The following is a 21,012-nucleotide window of genomic DNA, read 5'->3' as shown; positions in this document are numbered from 1 at the left end:
CAGCCCTTAGTTTACGCATATGTAAGCTACTCATTTATGAACCGATTAGCTTAACAATTGTTGCGATAATAAACATTGTAGCAAAAAAGCCGAAGGAAACTACAAATCCCATCCCGGAATCAAGCGCATCGTTACGAGTACTTTGCGGATTTTTTTCAAATTCGTTCACAGTCAACCCCTCCTATTTTTCAACTAATAGTATAAGCTATTTTATTGAAAAAATCCAGCATCCCTTTTACTGCTTCCTGTACTGACAAGAGTTGTCAAAATAGCTTGACTTACGCGAGGCTATACTATGTTTACGAATAAACCCCGCCAGGCAAATAAAAGCTCCTAGGGCTATCAATTGCAGGCGTTCATTATAGATCGGGAAGTGGCACTTAATCGATAAGTGCCACTTCCCAATTAATACTTGTCAAATCGTCCAAGCTTCATTACGATAAGATGTGAGGAAATGAAGGGGAGCGCTGGACAAGATGGTAGTAGATATTTGGAGAAAAATTAAAAAAAAGGAAATTGCTCCTATTTATTTATTATATGGAACAGAGGCATTTTTAATCAATGAAACGAAACAATTACTGCTTAGCCATATTTTAAACGAAGACGAAAAGGATTTTAATTTTTCTGCGTATGATTTAGAGGAAACACCTGTTGATGTGGCATTAGAGGATGCCGAAACCTTTCCATTTTTAGGGGAACGGAAAGTTATTTTTCTACATAATCCCGCGTTTTTAACCGCTGAAAAATCGAAAGAAAAAGTCGATCACAATTTAACAAAATTTGAAGCGTATCTAAAAGAGCCTGCTCCATATACGGTAATGGTTATTTCAGCTCCTTATGAAAAATTAGACGAACGAAAAAAGATTACTAAGGAATTGAAAAGGAACGCCGAAATAGTCGAGGCCAAAAAATTATCTGAACATGAATTAAAGAAATGGGTAGCAGAGCGGGCAAAAAGCAGTGGGATTGAATTCGAAGCAATTGCGATTGATCAACTGCTTGCACTGGTGGGCACAAATATGTTTATGATTGCAGGCGAAGTGGACAAATTGTCCTTATATGCTGCTGAGGAAAAACGAGTCGATGCTGCCTTGGTTGACAACCTTGTAGCCAGGTCGCTTGAGCAAAATATTTTTACCCTGATTGAAAAAGTAGTTCAGCGAAGATTAGACGAGGCACTGCGAATTTATTATGATTTGTTAAAGCAAAATGAAGAACCCATTAAGATTTTAGCGTTGCTTGCAGGACAATTTAGGCTGATCTATCAAGTGAAGGAGCTTTCAAGAAGGGGCTATGGACAGCAGCAAATAGCAGGTTACTTGAAAACGCACCCGTTCAGGGTCAAGCTCGCACTTGGGCAAGCTGGTAAATTTAGTGATGAAGAATTATCAAACCTCATGAAGCTTCTTGCTGATGCGGATTATCAAATGAAAACCGGCGGAATGAATAAATCATTATTAATAGAAATGTTATTGTTTCGGATGAAGAAATAAAAAAAACGACTCCTTGTAGGAATCGTTTTTTTTTGTTTTCTTATAGCGCATTCGCTTTTTTCATTAGACGGGATTTTTTACGGGCAGCAGCATTTTTGTGGATAAGACCTTTTGCAGCAGCCTTGTCTAATTTACTAGCAGCAGATACTAATGCTTCTTTTGCAGCAGCAGCGTCATTAACTGTAACAGCAGCTTCTACTTTCTTCACAGCTGTACGCATTGCAGATTTAGCAGTTGTATTTTGAGCGTTTTTAGATTCATTTGTTTTCACACGCTTAATAGCAGATTTAATGTTAGGCATTCCATTCACCTCCTACAAAGAATCGAGACTATATGAACTCGACTATACATTCATCAATAATAAATTCAGAACAAGAAGTATTTTATCAAACGAGAGCCTATTTTGCAATACACAATTAATCGGGATAAGAATTTTCATCTGCATGTTTTGGAATGATAAGGGCAAAAATAGGTAATATCTCTATTTACAGGGTTGGGAGTGAAGGAAAAATGGGTGAATCAATTGACTTAAGTCAGTATTCCATTCGAACAGATTTGGCCATTGAAGCAAGGGAAATGGTGCTTGCAGGAAAGTCTGTCGGACAAGAGGAAAACCTTTCGCAAATTGAAGGAGTCATAATTAAGGAAAAAGATGTTGACGATATAAAGATTTCTTTGGTGGAAGTAACGAAACAGGGTGAAGAGCAGCTAGGTAAAAAAGCCGGACGGTATTTAACCGTAGAGGTACAGGGGATCCGGCAGCAAAACACTGAGGTGCAGCAAAAGGTACAAGAGATTTTTGCCAGGGAATTTGCTCATTTTTTAGAAGGGTCAGGCATTAAGAAAACAGATTCATGCCTAGTAGTTGGTCTTGGAAATTGGAATGTTACCCCTGATGCATTAGGCCCATTGGTGTGTGAAAATCTTTTGGTCACCCGTCATCTTTATCAGCTGCAGCCAGAAAATGTTGAGGAAGGTTACCGCTCCGTTAGCGCTTTGTCGCCCGGAGTAATGGGACTGACTGGAATTGAGACGAGTGATATTATTTTTGGTGTTGTCGAAAAAACAAAGCCAGATTTTGTTATTGCGATCGATGCGTTGGCATCAAGATCAATTGAAAGGGTCAATTCCACGATTCAAATTTCTGATACAGGTATTCACCCCGGTTCAGGGGTAGGGAATAAAAGAAAGGAACTTAGTAAGGAGACTCTTGGGATTCCTGTTATTGCAATTGGGGTACCAACCGTTGTTGACGCGGTTTCCATTACTAGTGATACGATTGATTTCATTCTTAAACATTTTGGGAAAGAACTGCGGGAAGGGAACCGCCCATCTAGAGCACTTGCACCGGCAGGTATGAGCTTTGGGGAAAAAAGAAAGTTAACAGAAGAAGATTTGCCGGAAGAAAAGCATCGGAAGACGTTTTTGGGAATGGTCGGCACGCTGTCTGATGATGAGAAGAGAAAGTTAATTTATGAAGTGCTGTCTCCGATCGGACATAATTTAATGGTCACGCCTAAGGAAGTGGATGTCTTTATTGAAGACATGGCGAACCTAATTGCAAACGGGTTAAATGCCTCCCTCCATACAGCGGTTGACCAAGAAAATGCCGGATATTATACGAAATAAAAAAACAGGAGCCTGAAAGGAAAAAGGCTCCTGTTTTATTGCCCTAATTTATTGGTTCTATCAATTCTAGTAATGTCATAAGATTTACTAGAATCGTTAATGCGAGGTGGAACCATGAAAAATACTAGAACACCAGGTACGTTTTTAGTTGTTCAAGGGACAAGCTTACTTAAAATATTTGCAGCCTTATCATTATTTTTGATCTTGGTATTTTCTATTAGCGGGCTATTAACCTCGTTGAAGCCACAATATCGAATTATGTCCTCGTCTGTAAATCAAGCTGCTACCAATGTGAATGGGGAATTGCTTTATCAATTAATGGGCTGGGAAAATCATCACTTTTTAAAGGTCGAGAATAATTGGGCTTCGACACCAAAACTGGCCAGTTTAGTTTTAAGCCTATCAAGCAATATTAATTTGGATGATCCAAGAAGCCTTCTTGGCAGGGAACTTCCGGGCTTCTTCCAATTTGATGGGAAAATTCTGGTTGCGGGAGAGGGTACGAATTATACGAACATGCCGATGGAGTCATCCCCGCCGATAGAAATTATGAAGGGCGAGCGGGAGGCAGCACTGCAGAGTTTAGAAGGCTTAGATCGACCGTCAAATGAAAATCCATCCCCAGCTCCGGGTCAAACTACAGGGGATCGAAAGGTAGTTTATGTTTATTTCACCCATAATCGGGAATCCTATTTACCATATCTTAAAGGAGTCACAAATCCAAATTTGGCATACCATTCACAAATTAACGTCACTAAAATCGGAGATCAGCTAAAAACGAGTTTAGAAGATAGGGGTATCGGAACAGTCATTGATAAAACCGATGTTCAGGGGAACTTAAATAAAAAAGGGTTGAAGTATCCCAAGTCATACCAAGAATCTGGATTACTTGTTCAGGAAGCCATGGCTTCAAACCGTGACTACCAGTATTTGATTGATATCCATAGAGATGCAAAGCGGAAAGAACATACAACTGTTGATGTTAACGGAAAATCATATGCTAAGCTAGCCTTTGTAATCGGTGGTAAAAATCCAAATCATGAGAAAAATGCAAGACTCGCAACCGAACTTCACGATCTTTTAGAAAAAAAATATAAGGGATTAAGTAGAGGCGTCATCGTTAAAAATGAACCTGGCTCAAATAGTGTCTATAATCAAAATCTATCAGAGAATGCCATGCTGATTGAATTTGGCGGGGTTGATAATACTTTTGAAGAATTAAATCGCTCGGCAGATGCCCTTGCCGATGTGATTAGTGAGTATTTTTGGCAGGCTGAAAAAGTAAACGATGATGTTGAGCAATCAACGGATAAACAATAATCAATAGCAGTAAGGGAGCAGTGTTTATGAAAATGTTTATGGTAAAATGCCTATGCATTGCAGCTCTAATGCTCATCTGCGTTTTAACCGGGATGCAGCTGGCGGGTAAAGGGATCCATAAAATGAAGGGCTATGATGATCCAAATTTTCAAAATGCTGTTTCTATCTATGAATCGGACGATCATATAAGTGCCTCTTTTCTTGGCAAAGATCTTTCTAGTCATGATATCGAGGGGAAAAAGAAGAAGCTCGAGGAAATAAGTGCTTATAACTTCTTTTCATCGATGGGAAAGAAAATGTCAGAAGGAATTTCAAGTGCCTCGGGAAAATTAATTAAACTGATAACAGACTAAAATGGGTAGCGGTACCACGATGGTGCCGCTCATTTTCTGTTTTGCAAAATTTATTGATACTTGATTTTCCTGCTGATATAATCAAAAATAGTGTACATGCGCGAGAATAGTAGGAGTGAACTACCATGAATAGAGAAGATAGACTGAAACGACAAGAGAAAATAAGAAATTTTTCAATTATTGCCCATATCGACCATGGGAAATCAACTTTGGCAGACCGTATATTGGAAAAAACCAATGCATTAACATCTCGTGAAATGAAAGATCAGCTTTTAGACTCGATGGATCTGGAAAGAGAACGCGGGATTACCATCAAGTTAAATGCTGTACAATTGAAATATAAAGCGGGAGATGGAGAAGACTATATTTTCCATTTGATTGATACGCCGGGACATGTCGATTTTACGTATGAGGTATCAAGGAGCCTTGCTGCCTGTGAAGGTGCCATTTTAGTCGTAGATGCCGCGCAGGGGATTGAAGCGCAGACACTGGCGAACGTTTACCTTGCACTAGATAACGACCTTGAAATTTTGCCGGTAATTAATAAAATTGACCTCCCAAGCGCTGAGCCTGAAAGGGTCCGCAATGAAATAGAAGAAGTCATTGGTCTTGATGCCTCAGAAGCGGTGTTAGCCTCCGCTAAAGCGGGAATTGGGATTGAAGATATCCTTGAACAAGTCGTAAAAACAGTTCCGGCGCCAACAGGGGATCCGGATGCACCATTAAAGGCTTTGATTTTTGACTCCTTATATGACGCCTATCGTGGTGTTGTTGCCTATATCCGTGTTGTCGATGGTACTGTTAAAGTCGGCGACAAAATTAAAATGATGGCTACTGGTAAAGAGTTTGAAGTAAATGAAGTAGGTGTTTTTTCACCGAGAGCGACTTTGCTTGATGAATTAACTGTAGGTGACGTTGGATTTTTAACAGCAGCCATTAAAAATGTCGGCGATACCCGTGTCGGGGATACGATTACAAATGCAAAGAATGGTGCAACAGATCCGCTTCCCGGGTACCGAAAGTTAAATCCAATGGTTTATTGCGGTCTATATCCAATCGATACAGCCAAATTTAATGATCTTCGTGAAGCCCTTGAAAAGCTGCAATTAAATGATTCGGCTCTCCAATTTGAACCTGAGACCTCTCAAGCGCTTGGTTTCGGTTTCCGCTGCGGCTTCTTAGGCCTGTTGCACATGGAAATTATCCAAGAGCGGATTGAACGGGAATTTAAGATTGATTTAATCACTACAGCACCGAGCGTTATCTATCATGTTCATATGACTGACGGCTCAGAAGTGAAAGTAGATAATCCATCTGACCTCCCGGACCCGCAGAAAATTGACCGGGTAGAGGAGCCTTATGTAAAAGCAACAATGATGGCGCCAAATGATTATGTCGGTGCTATTATGGAGTTGTGCCAATTGAAACGCGGGATCTTTATTGACATGCAATATCAAGGAGAAAATCGCGTCAGCATCGTCTATGAAATTCCATTGGCGGAAATTGTCTATGATTTCTTTGACCAGCTCAAATCAAGTACAAGGGGCTATGCTTCTTTCGATTACGAGTTAATTGGTTATAAGCCTTCCAGCCTTGTCAAAATGGATATCTTGTTAAACGCTGAAAAAGTCGATGCCCTAAGCTTTATTGTCCATAAGGATTTTGCTTATGATCGCGGCAAGGTGATTGTTGAGAAACTTAAAGAACTGATTCCTAGACAACAGTTCGAAGTTCCTGTCCAAGCAGCCATCGGTCAGAAAATTGTCGCACGTTCTACGATTAAAGCGATGCGGAAAAACGTTTTGGCGAAATGTTATGGCGGAGATATCTCCCGTAAACGTAAATTGTTAGAAAAACAAAAAGAAGGTAAGAAACGGATGAAACAAGTTGGTTCCGTTGAAGTACCGCAAGAAGCGTTCATGGCAGTATTAAAAATGGATGACAATAATTCAAAAAAATAAAAACTAGCTGAGGTTAGGACATGCCTGATAGTAGGTGGTTCCTGCCTCTTTTTATTAGGAAGTGTAAAACATGATAAAAGCTGCGTACCTTCATATCCCATTCTGTGAGCATATTTGCCATTACTGTGACTTTAATAAGGTGTTTCTTAAGGGACAGCCTGTTGAAGATTATTTACAAGCTCTTGATCAGGAAATGAAGCTGACGCTTCATCAATATCCTGAGGATCAATTAGCTACCATATTTGTCGGCGGTGGTACGCCAACGTCATTAAATGAACAACAGCTTTCCATGTTTTGTGAAAGTATAATAAGAAACCTGCCTAAAAGTAATACATGCGAATTCACATTTGAAGCCAATCCTGGTGATTTAAGTAAAGAAAAATTACAAATATTAAAAGAGGCGGGTGTCAACCGACTTAGTCTTGGTGTTCAAACCTTTAATGAGGATTTACTAAAGAAAATCGGCCGAGTTCATAAAGCAAAAGACGTTTATCAGACGATTGAAAATGCGAAAACAGTTGGTTTTGAAAATATCAGCATTGATCTAATTTTCAGTTTACCGACTCAGACTGTTCAGGATCTTAAAGAGTCTTTAACAAAGGCGTTTTCCCTTGATATCAATCATTATTCTGCCTACTCGCTCATTATTGAACCAAAAACCGTATTTTATAATTTGCTGAAAAAGGGCAAGCTGCCTACTCCTGGTGAAGATGTCGAGGCCAGCATGTATGAACTGTTAATGGATGAAATGGACAGGCATGGTTTCAATCAATATGAAATTAGTAATTTTTCAAAACCTGGCTTTGAGAGCAGGCACAATTTAACCTACTGGAATAATGAATATTATTACGGCTTTGGTGCGGGTGCACACAGTTATGTGAATGGAGTTAGACGATCAAACTCAGGACCCTTGAAAAAATATATCGATCAAATCAACAATGGCATACTTCCTGTTTTTGAAGAACACCAAACATCGAAAGCCGAGCAGGTGGAAGAAGAAATGTTCCTGGGCTTACGGAAAACAGCAGGGGTGTCAATTTCACATTTTATTGAAAAGTTTAGTCTAGACCCACTAAAGTTATTTGAACAGCAGCTAACGGAATTAATCGCAAAGCAATGGATAGAAGTGAAGAATAATCATATATATTTAACTAAAAAAGGCCGTTTTTTAGGTAATGAGGTTTTCCAAACATTTTTAGGAGTATGTAATGATTGACACCATCCCCCTTTTTTTGATAATTTATTAGTATAATTAGCACTCGGTAATGATGAGTGCTAACAGAGGTGATGAATGTTGTTAACAGATCGTCAATTGTTAATTCTTCAAGTTATTGTTGATGACTTTATTCGATCTGCCCAACCAGTCGGCTCAAGAAGCTTGTCGAAAAAAGAAGAGATTTCTTTTAGCTCAGCGACGATTCGCAATGAAATGGCTGACCTTGAAGAGTTGGGGTATATTGAAAAGACGCATACCTCCTCAGGGCGTGTGCCTTCAGAAAAAGGTTATCGGTATTATGTGGACCATTTATTATCGCCTCAAGTTTTAAATCAGCAGGATATCTCGATTATTCGGTCGATTTTTGCGGAGAAGATTTATGAGTACGAAAATATTATACAAAGATCGGCTAAAATTCTATCGGAACTGACCAATTATACATCGATCGTTCTTGGACCGGCCGTAAGCATTAATAAGCTGAAGAGAATCCAAATCATTCCGCTTAATAAAGAGACAGCGGTAGCCATTTTTGTTACGGATACCGGCCATGTTGAAAACCGGACCTTTTCAATACCTGCCACTATGGATTCAAGTGACTTGGAAAAAACGGTGAATATTTTGAACGAGCGATTAGCAGGCGTTTCGTTGGAAAATTTAAACGATAAAATTTATAAGGAAGTAGCAATGCTCTTGAGGCAGCATATTCATAATTATGATTTAATGCTGCATACAATTGCTGATTCCTTAAAAATGCCAATCCATGAAAAGCTCTTCTTTGGCGGAAAAACAAATATATTAGCGCAGCCGGAATTTCATGATATTGCTAAAATCCGTACGTTGCTCATGATGATTGACCAAGAAGAATGGATTTATAATTTAATTCGGAAAGAATCAGCTGGCATCCATGTGACTATTGGTACCGAAAATAATATTACCGCCATGGACAATTGCAGCTTAATCACAGCCTCTTATTCAGTCGGTGCGGAAAAGCTGGGTACGATTGCAATCCTCGGTCCTACGAGAATGGAATATTCCCGTGTGATAAGCTTACTCCAATTTTTAAGCAAGGATTTGACTGAGGTTTTAACGAAATTGTATCAAAATAATTAGCACGGGTAATATTGAGTAAGGGTGAAATGCCTCTCAAATTTCACCCACTTTCTTATGGATAAGACATGATTTTTACTAAATACACAAATCCTTTAAGGGAGGTGAGTAAGTTGACAAATGAGAAAAACAATTCACTAAATGAAGAAATAGAAATCGACGATACTAGTAAAGTTGAACTTACTGAAGAAGAAACGGTTGAGTCTGTATTTGATGAGGCTGAAAAAACAGAGATTAATCCGATCGATGAACAGCTGAAAGAAATCGAACAGCTTAATCATAAGTTAGAAGAATCAGAAAATCGTTATTTACGTCTTCAGGCAGATTTTGATAATTTCCGCCGCCGGTCCAGATTGGATCAAGAGGCGAGTGAAAAATATAGAGCACAAAAATTAATTACAGATTTACTGCCTTCGTTAGATAATTTTGAACGAGCGATGAATATCGAAGCTGACAACGAGCAATCCAAATCACTATTGCAGGGGATGGATATGGTATATCGCAGTCTTTTAGATGCCTTGAAAAAAGAAGGTGTTGAACAAATCGAATCTGTAGGGAAAGAGTTTGACCCCCATCAGCATCATGCCGTCATGCAAGGTGAAGATGAGAATTATGGATCAAATATTGTGACGGAAGAATTTCAAAAGGGCTATCTATTAAAAGACCGTGTGATTCGTCCGGCAATGGTAAAAGTAAATCAATAAGCCTACATATTTTTTTAGGAGGAACAGGCAATGAGTAAAATAATTGGTATTGACCTTGGAACAACGAACTCTTGTGTATCCGTACTTGAAGGCGGAGAACCAAAAGTAATTCCAAATCCAGAAGGAAATCGTACAACTCCTTCCGTAATTGCATTTAAAAATGGTGAGCGTCAAGTCGGGGAAGTGGCAAAGCGCCAAGCGATTACAAACCCTAATACGATTATGTCAATTAAACGCCATATGGGTACAAATCATAAAGAACATATTGAAGGCAAAGATTATACTCCGCAAGAGCTATCAGCCATCATTCTTCAATATTTAAAATCCTATGCTGAGGACTATTTAGGCGAGGAAGTAACAAAGGCCGTTATTACAGTTCCTGCATATTTTAATGATGCAGAGCGTCAAGCAACAAAGGATGCCGGAAGAATTGCCGGTCTTGAAGTAGAACGGATTATCAACGAGCCGACTGCTGCAGCACTTGCTTACGGTTTAGATAAAACAGACCAAGATCAAACGATTCTTGTTTATGACCTTGGCGGCGGTACATTTGACGTTTCTATTCTTGAACTTGGTGATGGTGTATTTGAAGTTAAATCAACAGCTGGAGATAATCGCCTAGGCGGAGATGATTTTGACCAAGTAATCATTGATTATTTAGTAGATCAATTTAAAAAAGAAAACGGTATTGATCTTTCTCAAGATAAAATGGCCCTACAGCGTCTAAAGGATGCAGCGGAAAAAGCGAAAAAAGATCTTTCCGGTGTAAGTTCCACACAAATTTCTTTACCGTTCATTACAGCTGGAGCAGCCGGACCGCTTCACCTTGAAGTCACTCTTTCTAGAGCGAAGTTCGATGAACTGTCTGCACATCTTGTTGAAAGAACAATGGGACCAACTCGCCAGGCACTAAGTGATGCTGGCCTATCTGCGTCACAACTTGATAAAGTTATTCTTGTTGGCGGTTCAACACGGATTCCTGCCGTTCAAGAAGCGATTAAAAAAGTAACTGGCCAAGAACCTCATCGCGGCGTTAACCCAGATGAAGTTGTGGCAATGGGTGCTGCTGTTCAAGGCGGAGTCATTACCGGTGATGTTAAGGACGTAGTATTACTCGACGTAACTCCTTTATCACTTGGCATTGAAACAATGGGCGGGGTATTCACGAAATTAATCGATCGTAATACAACCATCCCAACATCTAAGTCACAAGTATTCTCTACTGCAGCGGATAATCAAACGGCTGTTGATATCCATGTTCTGCAAGGAGAACGCCCAATGGCTGCAGATAATAAAACATTAGGACGCTTCCAATTATCTGATATTCCGCCGGCACCACGCGGAATTCCACAAATTGAAGTGAACTTCGATATTGATAAAAACGGGATTGTAAATGTTCGTGCTAAAGACCTTGGCACAAATAAAGAGCAACAAATTACAATTAAGTCTTCAACGGGTCTATCTGATGAAGAAATCCAAAAAATGGTCAGAGAAGCAGAAGAAAATGCAGAAGCTGACAAGCAGCGTAAGGAAGAAGTTGAGCTTCGAAATGAGGCAGACCAACTAGTCTTCACTACTGAAAAAACTTTAAAAGACCTTGAAGGTAAGGTTGATGCGGCAGAGGTTGCAAAAGCTAACGATGCAAAAGATGCATTGAAACAAGCAATTGAGAAAAATGATCTGAACGAAATTCGTACTGCAAAGGATGCATTACAGGAAATCGTTCAAGCATTGACTGTAAAGCTGTATGAACAAGCGGCACAAGCTCAACAGGCAGCACAAGGCGGAAATGCCGATGATTCGGCTGCGAAAGATGACAATGTGGTAGATGCAGAATTTGAAGAGGTTAAAGACGATAAATAATTACTTTACTATGTGCGAAAAAGTCAAAGTCATTTATTCAGACTTTGGCTTTTTCATTGCAATAGTACTATTACCGGTGTTAGAATAATCTTTATGTGACAGATTCGGGAGTGGTAATCATGAGTAAACGGGATTACTATGAAGTACTTGGTGTTAGTAAGAGTGCTTCAAAGGATGAAATAAAAAAAGCGTATCGTAAACTTTCTAAACAATATCACCCAGATATTAATAAAGAGCCAGATGCGGCTGATAAATTTAAGGAAATTGCTGAAGCATATGAAGTGTTAAGTGATGATCAAAAAAAGGCGCACTATGACCAATTCGGCCATACCGATCCGAATCAAGGCTTTGGCGGCTTTGGCGGAGGTGCTGATTTTGGCGGCGGCTTTGGCGGGTTCGAAGATATCTTTAATACTTTCTTTGGCGGTGGCGGCGGCTCAAGGAGACGTGACCCAAATGCGCCGAGACAAGGTGCAGACCTTCAATACACAATGACTGTGTCGTTTGAAGAAGCAGCATTTGGCAAAGAAACAGATATTGAAATTCCACGTGAGGAAACCTGTAATACATGCAGCGGTTCGGGTGCAAAGCCAGGAACAAATCCAGAGACCTGCCAGCATTGTCATGGAACAGGTCAGTTAAATGTGGAACAAAATACTCCATTTGGCAGGATTGTAAACCGTAGTTCATGTCACCATTGTAATGGTACTGGAAAGGAAATAAAGCATAAATGTTCTACCTGCGGCGGTTTAGGAAAAGTGCAAAAGCGCAAAAAGATTCATGTCAAGATTCCTGCAGGTATTGATGACGGCCAACAGCTTCGTATGGCTGGCCAAGGGGAAGCTGGAATTAATGGCGGACCGGCAGGAGATCTGTATGTTGTTTTCCAAGTACGCCCGCATGAGTTCTTTGAAAGAGATGGCGATGATATTTATTGTGAAATGCCGATTACCTTTGTTCAAGCCTCTTTAGGGGATGAAATAGAGGTGCCTGCCTTAAGTGGAAAAGTAAAGCTGAAAATTCCTGCAGGAACTCAAACGGGTAAAAAATTCCGTTTGAAAGGAAAAGGTATTCCGAATGTACGGGGATATGGTGTTGGGGATCAGTATATAATTGTCCGGATTATTACACCGACAAAGCTTTCAGATAAACAAAAGCAATTGCTTAAAGAATTTGCAGAGCTTAGCGGCTCGTCACCTATTGGTGAACATGAAGAAAGTTTTTTCTCAAAAGTAAAACGTGCTTTTAAAAGCGAGTAAGAATTGGAGTTGGTAGAATGAAGTGGTCAGAAATTAGTATCCACACAACAAACGAAGCGATCGAACCTATTTCACATATCCTGCATGAAGCCGGGGCGAGCGGAGTAGTCATAGAAGATCCATTTGAATTGACAAAGGAAAGGGAAGATCAATTCGGAGAAATCTACCAACTCAATCCCGACGATTATCCAGAAGAAGGGGTTATCGTTAAAGCTTACCTGCCTATTAACAGTTTCTTGGGAGAAACAGTTGACGCGATTAAGGAATCAATCAATAATCTGATTCTTTACGATATTGACTTGGGGTTAAATAAAGTAACGATTAGCGAAGTGCACGAAGAAGAATGGGCAACAGCGTGGAAGAAATATTATAACCCTGTGAAAATTTCAGAAAAATTCACGATTGTTCCTACTTGGGAGATTTATGAACCGGTCAGCAGTGATGAATTAATCATTGAATTAGACCCAGGTATGGCTTTTGGGACGGGAACCCACCCAACTACTGTAATGTGTATCCAAGCCCTTGAGCGAACTGTTCGTCCCGGTGACAGGGTGATCGATGTTGGTACTGGATCTGGGGTGCTCAGCATTGCCGCTGCCATGCTTGGTGCAGAGGATGTAAGAGCTTATGACCTTGATGAAGTAGCAGTAACATCTGCAAAGCTGAATATCAAGTTAAACAAAGTAAGTAAGACCGTATCCATTTCTCAAAATAATCTTTTAGATGGTGTTGAGGAAAATTCGGCGGATGTGATTGTTGCGAATATTTTAGCTGAAGTGATCTTAAGATTTACGAAAGATGTTGCCCATGTCGTTAAGCCAGGTGGAACTTTCATTGCATCCGGGATTATCCAGCAAAAGAAAGATCAGGTTAAAGAAGCGCTCGTTGCGGCAGGTTTTGAAATTTCAGAAACCATCTTAATGGAAGACTGGGTTGCCATTATTGCTAAAAGGATATAATCGATAAAAAGGGGTGTAGAGACCCCTTTTTATTTTTCACATCTTTCATTATTGCCTTATCTTTTGTAAAATAAAGAGTAAAATGTTTTAGAGAGGGTGCAAAAGTGTGCAACGCTACTTTGTGAACAAACATGCAAATGATGATCGTTTTTTCATTAATAACGAAGACCGCCATCATATTGTGAAGGTGATGCGTATGCAAATGGGCGATCAAATCATTTGTGTCGATCCAGAGGGAAAACAAGCTATTTGCAAGCTTGCAGAAATTACCGATGAAAGTGTCGTTGCAGACGTTGTACAATGGAAAGATGAAGTTTCCGAGCTTCCCATTTCAATTACAATAGCTAGCGGGCTCCCAAAAGGGGACAAGCTGGAATGGATTATTCAAAAGGGAACGGAACTAGGTGCACATCAGTTTCTTCCATTTGCTGCATCTCGTTCAGTCGTAAAGTGGGATGAAAAAAAAGCTGCAAAAAAAATAGAGAGATGGCAAAAGATTGCCAAAGAAGCGGCAGAACAATCCCATCGTGCGTTTATGCCTGAAATTATTAGTCCGATGAGTTTTAAAGCAATGCTGGCCAAAAGTAAGGATTTTGACTATAAATTAGCCGCTTTTGAGGAAGAAAGCAGAAACGGTGAGACATCTGTATTTTCATCTGTCCTCAAAAAAATGAAAAAAGGACATTCACTACTTTTGGTTTTTGGACCTGAAGGCGGTTTAGCGGATGAAGAGGTACAACTATTACGAGATCATGGATTTGGTCTATGCGGCTTAGGGCCGCGAATTCTACGAACGGAAACGGCCCCATTATATGCACTTGCGGCCATATCCTATCATTTTGAACTATTGAGGTGAGTTTACAAATGGCAACAGTCGCGTTTCATACACTTGGATGCAAGGTAAATCACTATGAAACAGAAGCCATCTGGCAATTGTTTAAACAAGAAGGTTATGAACGGGTTGATTTTGAATCCATTTCCGATGTATATATTATCAATACATGTACGGTAACCAATACTGGTGATAAGAAAAGCAGACAGGTTATCCGCCGGGCAGTTAGAAAAAACCCTGATGCGGTTATTTGTGTCACAGGATGCTATGCACAGACATCGCCAGCAGAAATTATGGCTATTCCAGGTGTTGATATTGTTGTAGGCACGCAGGATCGTGTGAAAATGCTTGATTACATTGAACAATATAAAGCGGAACGCCAGCCGATTAATGGTGTTGGAAACATCATGAAAAACCGCGTTTATGAAGAGCTTGATGTTCCTGCATTTACGGACAGAACACGTGCTTCTTTAAAAATCCAAGAGGGTTGTAACAACTTCTGTACCTTCTGTATCATTCCATGGGCTCGCGGTTTAATGAGATCTCGCGACCCGAAAGAAGTTATTCGTCAAGCACAGCAGCTCGTCGATGCGGGCTATAAAGAAATCGTCTTAACCGGTATTCATACCGGCGGTTACGGCGAAGATATGAAGGATTACAATCTTGCCATGCTGCTACGTGATTTAGAAGCGGGTGTTAATGGTCTTGAACGCCTTCGGATTTCCTCGATTGAGGCGAGCCAGATTACGGATGAAGTCATTGAAGTTATTAACCAATCGAATATTGTTGTCCGTCATTTGCATATTCCGCTTCAATCCGGTTCTAATTCGGTACTTAAAAGGATGCGCCGTAAATATACGATGGAATTCTTTGGAGAGAGACTCGAACGCTTGAAAGAAGTACTTCCCGGTCTTGCGGTTACTTCTGATGTCATTGTTGGATTCCCGGGGGAAACTGAAGAAGAATTTATGGAAACCTATAATTTTATTAAGGATCATAAGTTCTCTGAACTCCATGTATTCCCATATTCTAAACGTACTGGAACGCCAGCAGCAAGGATGGAAGACCAAGTCGATGAAGAAGTGAAAAATGAACGTGTACACCGCCTAATTTCCCTATCTGATCAGTTAGCAAAGGAATACGCCTCACTGTTTGAAGGGGAAGTTTTAGAAGTAATTCCAGAAGAAGAATACAAGGAGGAAGCTGCTTCTGGAAAATATATTGGTTATACAGACAACTATTTGAAAGTAGTATTTCCTGCAACAGAAGCGATGATCGGTAAGATTGTTAAGGTGAAAATTACAAAAGCAGGCTATCCATACAATGAGGGCCAATTTGTCCGAGTTGTGGAGGATACTGCGTTAGTTAAGGAAGAAGTTTTTAACAAAGAAGAAGCTGCTATTTAAGGAAAAAGAACCTCTCGCAGGTTCTTTTTTTTTGGGCAAACTACTGTAAGCAACAAGTTTCTTTCCATATTAAAAATTGAAAGGAGCATGTAAATGACTGCTGCTAATGTTGCTGCAATGATTGACCACACGTTACTAAAACCAGAAGCAACGAGGGAACAGATTCAAACCTTGTGCCAAGAGGCTAAGGAAAATAATTTTTTTTCAGTATGTGTGAATCCAACTTGGGTTAGTACTTCCAAAGAGCTTTTGCAAGGCAGCGGTGTTAAGGTGTGTACGGTCATCGGCTTTCCTCTAGGGGCCACAACTTCAGATGTTAAAGCATTTGAAACGAAAAATGCTGTTGATAATGGTGCCGATGAAGTGGATATGGTTATTAATATTGGTGCATTGAAGGATCAAAATGATGACTTAGTTGAAAAGGATATCCGTGCTGTTGTTGATGCAGCTAAGGGCAAGGCGCTGACGAAGGTTATTATTGAAACAAGTTTGTTAACGCAGGAAGAAAAAATTCGTGCCTGTGAGCTTTCTGTAAAAGCCGGTGCTGATTTTGTGAAAACTTCAACAGGCTTTTCAACAGGGGGCGCAACAGTTGAAGATATTGCTCTCATGAGACAAACTGTGGGACCTTCTATAGGTGTTAAGGCGTCAGGCGGTGTCCGCAGTACGGAGGATGCAGAAAAAATGATTGAGGCCGGTGCAACGCGGATTGGTGCAAGCTCAAGTGTTGCGATAATAAATGGACTAAAGGTTACTTCGGATTATTAACTACAAAAAAAGACGGCGACCTGCGCCGTCTTTTTCACGATACAGGCCGCTTAGGCCGCCGATCGTGAAAAAATAATATCATCTCTCCAAAACGTGTGGCGAACGGTAAGACGAGCAATGAGGTTGCCACATTAAAAATCACACTAATATGAGCTAATTGGACATCTTTTTTACTGGCAAGTAACGGAGCGTTCTCCGTTAGCAGTGGAATTATCGGGATAAACAGCAAAACGCCAAACACATTGAGCCAAACATGTGCAAATGCGGCTAATTTCGATTCCTTTCCACCCCCAATTGAGGCAATAACAGCGGTAATGCATGTACCAATATTCGCACCAAGGACAATTGCGATCCCGGCATCAAGCTGCAGCAGGCCGGCCGTTAAAAATCCCATTGCTATACCCGTCATCGCCGTACTGGATTGGATAATGGCTGTAATAACAGCACCAGCCAAAAGACTTAACATAAGATTGTCATTAATTGATAAAATAAATTTATTAATAAAGTCCATTGTTGTTAAAGGTTGTGCTAATAATTCAAAACCCTTCATTGCCGTAAAAACGGAGGCAATTCCGAATAAAAGCATACCGATACTTCTCATTTTTTTATTTTTAAATAAAATGAGTAATGCTCCACTAACAGCAAGAGGAACAAGAATGGCATCTAAATCAAACGTAATAAGTTCAGTTTTAAAAGTTGTGCCGATATTTGTGCCAAGAATAATTCCAATGGATTGAGGAAAAGTCATTATTCTGGCTGAAATTAATCCTATTGTAATCACCATAACAGCAGAACTGCTTTGCAGCAGGGCAGTAATAAACGTCCCCGTTACCATTCCTTTTAAAGGTGTGCTTGTTAATTTTATCAACCATGTCTTTAATTTATTTGCAGATAAATTAAATAAGCCAAACCTGATTATGGTCATTCCAAATATAAATAATAAAATGCAAAGAACAAATAATAGTATGTACAGCATGTTCTAGGCCTCCTCGCTTCATTCTATGGCTAAAAGCAGCGGTACATGCCACTTTTTAAGACAGGCAGTAATTTTTTTAAGATGAGTGAAACTCCGTTGCGAATTTCAGTTGACCTTGTATCAAGGTTATATTATAATTGCATGGTACATGGATTGAATGTAAGTGTGTTGTGTTTCGGAGGGAGGGAAAGAGAATGTCTAAAACCGTCGTTCGTAAAAACGAATCGCTTGAAGATGCTCTTCGTCGCTTCAAACGTACAGTATCAAAAACTGGTACTTTGCAAGAGGCAAGAAAGCGCGAATTTTATGAAAAGCCAAGTGTAAAACGTAAGAAAAAGTCTGAAGCAGCAAGAAAACGTAAGTTTTAAGAGAGGGTGTAATACATGAGTCTTCTCGAGCGTTTGAATAATGATATGAAACAAGCGATGAAAAACAAGGAAAAAGACAAACTCTCAGTTATTCGGATGGTCAAAGCTTCATTGCAGAATGAAGCGATTAAGCTCGGAACAAAAGAGCTTTCCGAGGATGCGGAGTTAACAATCCTTTCTCGCGAAGTAAAGCAACGCAAAGACTCCCTCCATGAATTTGATAAGGCTGGTCGTCAAGACTTAGTTGATAAATTGCATACCGAGCTCTCGATAGTCGAGCTGTATTTACCGAAACAGCTTTCTGAAGAAGAACTGTCAGAAATCGTTAAAGAAACGATCACTGAAGTCGGTGCAAAATCAAAAGCGGAAATGGGAAAAGTGATGGCTGCCATTATGCCTAAAGTAAAAGGCAAAGCAGATGGTTCACTCGTAAATAAATTTGTACAACAACACCTTTCATAGTATTCTGACATAAAGACCGCAGGCTCCAATTGCTTGCGGTCTTTTAAAGTTATCGGCAGCAATTTGAAACTTTTTACTCCTTTGTACGTATTACATATAGTCAGTTGTAGAGAAAGAAAGGGGGGTCTCGAATGATTGAGTTTCTTACTGATCCGATTGTTGTAACCGTTCTCCTGACAATAGCGGGAGTTGGAATTGTGCTGGAGCTTTTTTCAACAAAGTTTGGGATAGCGGGATTTATTGGTGTATTAGCGCTCATTTTGTTCTTTTACGGGCATTTTCAAGCCGGACTTGCTGGATACGGAACATTATTTTTATTTGTAGGAGGCATTATTCTTATCTTCTTAGAGTTCTTCCTGCCGGGAGCGGTTGCTGGTACACTTGGTGTTGCTGCCTTAATTTTAAGCCTTTTTTTAGCTGGTGAAGATGCCCTTCAAATAGGGGTTTCTATTTTTATCGCCATTTTGATTTCTATTGTTGTTTTCTTTATGATGGTTAAGATGTTCGGTAAAAAGCTTGTCCTTTTTAATAAAATGGTATTGTCGGAATCCGCTAGGAAAGAGGATGGCTATGTATCAAATATTAACCGTACAGATCTTTTGGGAAAGGTTGGGACAGCTTTAACCGTTTTACGGCCGGCAGGAACAATTATTATTCAGAATGAACGAATTGATGTCGTAAGTGAGGGAAGCTTTATCGAGCAAAACGCAAAAGTGAAAGTCATAAAAGTTGAAGGTGCCCGAATTGTAGTTAGAGAAGTCAATTAAATCTGTTGGGGAGGTTTCATAATGGACGTTATATCCGGAGGAACAATTTTTATTATTGCAATTGTAATTGTTGCCTTAATCTTTTTAGGAATTCTATTATCGTTTGTACCGGTCATGCTTTGGATATCGGCACTAGCTGCAGGAGTCCGCATTAGTATTTTCACGTTAGTTGGGATGAGACTGAGAAGGGTAACACCGAGCAGGGTGGTAAATCCGCTTATTAAAGCCCATAAGGCTGGTTTAAACGTGACGACTAATCAGCTGGAAAGCCATTATCTTGCCGGAGGGAATGTGGATCGGGTCGTTAATGCCCTTATTGCTGCCCATCGAGCAAATATTGAACTATCATTTGAACGATGTGCTGCAATTGACCTCGCAGGACGAGATGTTTTAGAAGCGGTGCAGATGAGCGTTAATCCAAAGGTAATTGAAACCCCATTTATCGCTGGTGTTGCAATGAACGGTATTGAAGTAAAAGCTAAGGCAAGAATCACCGTTCGGGCAAATATCGAGAGACTTGTCGGCGGTGCAGGGGAGGAAACAGTGGTTGCCCGTGTGGGTGAGGGAGTTGTCTCCACAATCGGTTCATCAGATAGTCACAGTAAGGTCCTTGAAAATCCTGATTTGATTTCGCAAACGGTTTTGGCGAAAGGGCTTGATGCCGGGACCGCTTTTGAAATCCTGTCGATTGATATTGCGGATGTGGATATCGGTAAAAACATTGGCGCAGAATTACAAACAGAGCAGGCGGAAGCTGATAAGAAAATTGCTCAGGCGAAGGCCGAAGAGCGGCGGGCAATGGCTGTCGCCTCCGAACAAGAAATGAAGGCGAAAGTAGTGGAAATGAGAGCTAAAGTTGTTGAAGCAGAGGCAGAAGTTCCACTTGCGATGGCGGAAGCACTTAAATCCGGAAATATTGGTGTGATGGATTATATGAATTATAAAAACATTTCTGCCGATACGGAAATGAGAGGTTCCATTGGGAAAATGACAGGCGAGAAGAAAGACGATAAATAAAACCCGCTTTAGTAGAAAAGAAGGGGGTGGGAGCTTTGGAAACCGTATTATTTTTCATTATTGTCGGTATTATCTCAACACTATTCGGTAAAGCAAAACGAACTCAAGGGCACTCTCTCAAAAAGCCATTTACAGCAAATGGTATGGAGGATATTCGAACGCTTTTTAAAGAGCTGGCGAATGAGGGAGCAGAACAAATCAGGCCGAAGAAAACAGAACAAAATAAGGAATTAGCGCAAGAAAAAATGAAAAATATTGAACAAGAATATTTACAAGTCAGGCAAGAATCAGAAGCCAGTCGAACAGGGATGGCGGCTGCTCGACTGCAAAATGAGAAGCTGGAAAACCAAACGATCAAGCCAAGACAGGCTGAAAGTGAACCGATGATTTCTAAAGAGCCGGATTCAAATACCGTGATCAATGGAATTATTTGGGGAGAAATTCTTGGCGAACCGCGGTCGAAAAAACCTTATTTTGCAAGAAAAGGCTGATTTAGTCCTAAGAAACAAAAGAAAAAGGTGTGCTAGAACCCCCTTTCATTTCATAAATATG

22 protein-coding genes are annotated in these 21,012 nt (G+C 40.2%); 19 read left to right on the top strand and 3 right to left on the bottom strand.

What is annotated here, in order from left to right; translation table 11 throughout:
- Positions 1-34: 34 nt before the first annotated feature.
- A complete protein-coding gene (locus tag FAY30_RS17345) occupies positions 35-169 on the bottom strand; it encodes a YqzM family protein (RefSeq protein WP_149871048.1) in 135 nt (44 codons plus the stop codon).
- A gap of 307 nt (positions 170-476) precedes the next feature.
- Here FAY30_RS17345 and holA point away from each other — a divergent pair, with 307 nt between their 5' ends.
- A complete protein-coding gene (gene holA / locus FAY30_RS17340; RefSeq protein WP_149871047.1) occupies positions 477-1,493 on the top strand; it encodes a DNA polymerase III subunit delta in 1,017 nt (338 codons plus the stop codon).
- A 40-nt stretch (positions 1,494-1,533) separates the two neighbouring features.
- Here holA and rpsT read toward each other — a convergent pair whose 3' ends face one another.
- Positions 1,534-1,794 (bottom strand): 30S ribosomal protein S20, encoded by a 261-nt coding sequence (rpsT, locus tag FAY30_RS17335; RefSeq protein WP_149871046.1) that lies wholly within the window; start codon positions 1,792-1,794, stop codon positions 1,534-1,536.
- Positions 1,795-2,003: 209 nt separating this feature from the next.
- On the opposite strand from rpsT, the gene gpr reads away from it, so the two are divergent.
- The 13 genes from gpr (at position 2,004) to deoC (ending at position 16,870) form a co-directional block, all read left to right on the top strand.
- Positions 2,004-3,122 carry a GPR endopeptidase gene (gene gpr / locus FAY30_RS17330; RefSeq protein ID WP_149871045.1) on the top strand — a complete coding sequence of 373 codons (1,119 nt, stop codon included), beginning with the start codon at positions 2,004-2,006 and terminating at the stop codon, positions 3,120-3,122.
- Positions 3,123-3,236: 114 nt separating this feature from the next.
- The gene (gene spoIIP / locus FAY30_RS17325; protein ID WP_149871044.1) at positions 3,237-4,442 is read left to right on the top strand and encodes a stage II sporulation protein P; all 1,206 of its coding nucleotides are present in this window, start codon (positions 3,237-3,239) and stop codon (positions 4,440-4,442) included.
- A gap of 26 nt (positions 4,443-4,468) precedes the next feature.
- Positions 4,469-4,795: a DUF3679 domain-containing protein gene (locus FAY30_RS17320; protein ID WP_149871043.1), complete on the top strand. Its 327-nt coding sequence runs from the start codon at positions 4,469-4,471 to the stop codon at positions 4,793-4,795.
- Between the two features lie 125 nt (positions 4,796-4,920).
- The gene (gene lepA, locus FAY30_RS17315) at positions 4,921-6,756 is read left to right on the top strand and encodes a translation elongation factor 4 (RefSeq protein WP_149871042.1); all 1,836 of its coding nucleotides are present in this window, start codon (positions 4,921-4,923) and stop codon (positions 6,754-6,756) included.
- 70 nt (positions 6,757-6,826) lie between these two features.
- Complete coding sequence (hemW, locus tag FAY30_RS17310; RefSeq protein ID WP_149871041.1) at positions 6,827-7,972, top strand: radical SAM family heme chaperone HemW; 1,146 nt, start codon at positions 6,827-6,829, stop codon at positions 7,970-7,972.
- A 78-nt stretch (positions 7,973-8,050) separates the two neighbouring features.
- A complete protein-coding gene (gene hrcA / locus FAY30_RS17305) occupies positions 8,051-9,082 on the top strand; it encodes a heat-inducible transcriptional repressor HrcA (protein ID WP_149871040.1) in 1,032 nt (343 codons plus the stop codon).
- Between the two features lie 110 nt (positions 9,083-9,192).
- Positions 9,193-9,783 (top strand): nucleotide exchange factor GrpE, encoded by a 591-nt coding sequence (grpE, locus tag FAY30_RS17300; protein ID WP_223820796.1) that lies wholly within the window; start codon positions 9,193-9,195, stop codon positions 9,781-9,783.
- 30 nt (positions 9,784-9,813) lie between these two features.
- Entirely contained in the window at positions 9,814-11,646 is a 1,833-nt protein-coding gene (gene dnaK / locus FAY30_RS17295; protein WP_149871038.1) for a molecular chaperone DnaK, read from the top strand.
- A gap of 119 nt (positions 11,647-11,765) precedes the next feature.
- Positions 11,766-12,905: a molecular chaperone DnaJ gene (dnaJ, locus tag FAY30_RS17290; protein ID WP_149871037.1), complete on the top strand. Its 1,140-nt coding sequence runs from the start codon at positions 11,766-11,768 to the stop codon at positions 12,903-12,905.
- A 17-nt stretch (positions 12,906-12,922) separates the two neighbouring features.
- On the top strand, positions 12,923-13,864 hold the full coding sequence (gene prmA / locus FAY30_RS17285; RefSeq protein ID WP_149871036.1) for a 50S ribosomal protein L11 methyltransferase: 942 nt from the start codon (positions 12,923-12,925) through the stop codon (positions 13,862-13,864).
- Between the two features lie 106 nt (positions 13,865-13,970).
- Positions 13,971-14,720, top strand: coding sequence for a 16S rRNA (uracil(1498)-N(3))-methyltransferase (locus FAY30_RS17280; RefSeq protein ID WP_149871035.1), 750 nt, complete (start codon positions 13,971-13,973; stop codon positions 14,718-14,720).
- An 8-nt stretch (positions 14,721-14,728) separates the two neighbouring features.
- Positions 14,729-16,102 (top strand): tRNA (N(6)-L-threonylcarbamoyladenosine(37)-C(2))-methylthiotransferase MtaB, encoded by a 1,374-nt coding sequence (gene mtaB / locus FAY30_RS17275; RefSeq protein WP_149871034.1) that lies wholly within the window; start codon positions 14,729-14,731, stop codon positions 16,100-16,102.
- A 93-nt stretch (positions 16,103-16,195) separates the two neighbouring features.
- Complete coding sequence (gene deoC, locus FAY30_RS17270) at positions 16,196-16,870, top strand: deoxyribose-phosphate aldolase (RefSeq protein ID WP_149871033.1); 675 nt, start codon at positions 16,196-16,198, stop codon at positions 16,868-16,870.
- Between the two features lie 34 nt (positions 16,871-16,904).
- Here the strand turns inward: deoC and FAY30_RS17265 are convergent, their stop codons facing one another.
- Complete coding sequence (locus FAY30_RS17265; RefSeq protein WP_149871032.1) at positions 16,905-17,846, bottom strand: Na/Pi symporter; 942 nt, start codon at positions 17,844-17,846, stop codon at positions 16,905-16,907.
- A gap of 194 nt (positions 17,847-18,040) precedes the next feature.
- Here FAY30_RS17265 and rpsU point away from each other — a divergent pair, with 194 nt between their 5' ends.
- The 5 genes from rpsU (at position 18,041) to FAY30_RS17240 (ending at position 20,951) form a co-directional block, all read left to right on the top strand.
- A complete protein-coding gene (gene rpsU, locus FAY30_RS17260) occupies positions 18,041-18,214 on the top strand; it encodes a 30S ribosomal protein S21 (protein WP_007087607.1) in 174 nt (57 codons plus the stop codon).
- A gap of 15 nt (positions 18,215-18,229) precedes the next feature.
- Positions 18,230-18,676, top strand: a complete 447-nt coding sequence (locus FAY30_RS17255; protein ID WP_149871031.1) for a GatB/YqeY domain-containing protein — start codon at positions 18,230-18,232, stop codon at positions 18,674-18,676.
- Positions 18,677-18,807: 131 nt separating this feature from the next.
- Complete coding sequence (locus FAY30_RS17250) at positions 18,808-19,443, top strand: NfeD family protein (protein ID WP_149871030.1); 636 nt, start codon at positions 18,808-18,810, stop codon at positions 19,441-19,443.
- Between the two features lie 21 nt (positions 19,444-19,464).
- Complete coding sequence (floA, locus tag FAY30_RS17245) at positions 19,465-20,460, top strand: flotillin-like protein FloA (protein WP_149871029.1); 996 nt, start codon at positions 19,465-19,467, stop codon at positions 20,458-20,460.
- 35 nt (positions 20,461-20,495) lie between these two features.
- Complete coding sequence (locus FAY30_RS17240; RefSeq protein ID WP_149871028.1) at positions 20,496-20,951, top strand: hypothetical protein; 456 nt, start codon at positions 20,496-20,498, stop codon at positions 20,949-20,951.
- Positions 20,952-21,012 lie beyond the last annotated feature (61 nt).

Origin of the sequence: Bacillus sp. S3 (assembly GCF_005154805.1) — a bacterium.
Classification (GTDB): domain Bacteria; phylum Bacillota; class Bacilli; order Bacillales; family Cytobacillaceae; genus Neobacillus.
The sequence above is the reverse complement of the archived record's forward strand: the minus strand, read 5'-3'. Positions and strand labels throughout refer to the sequence as shown.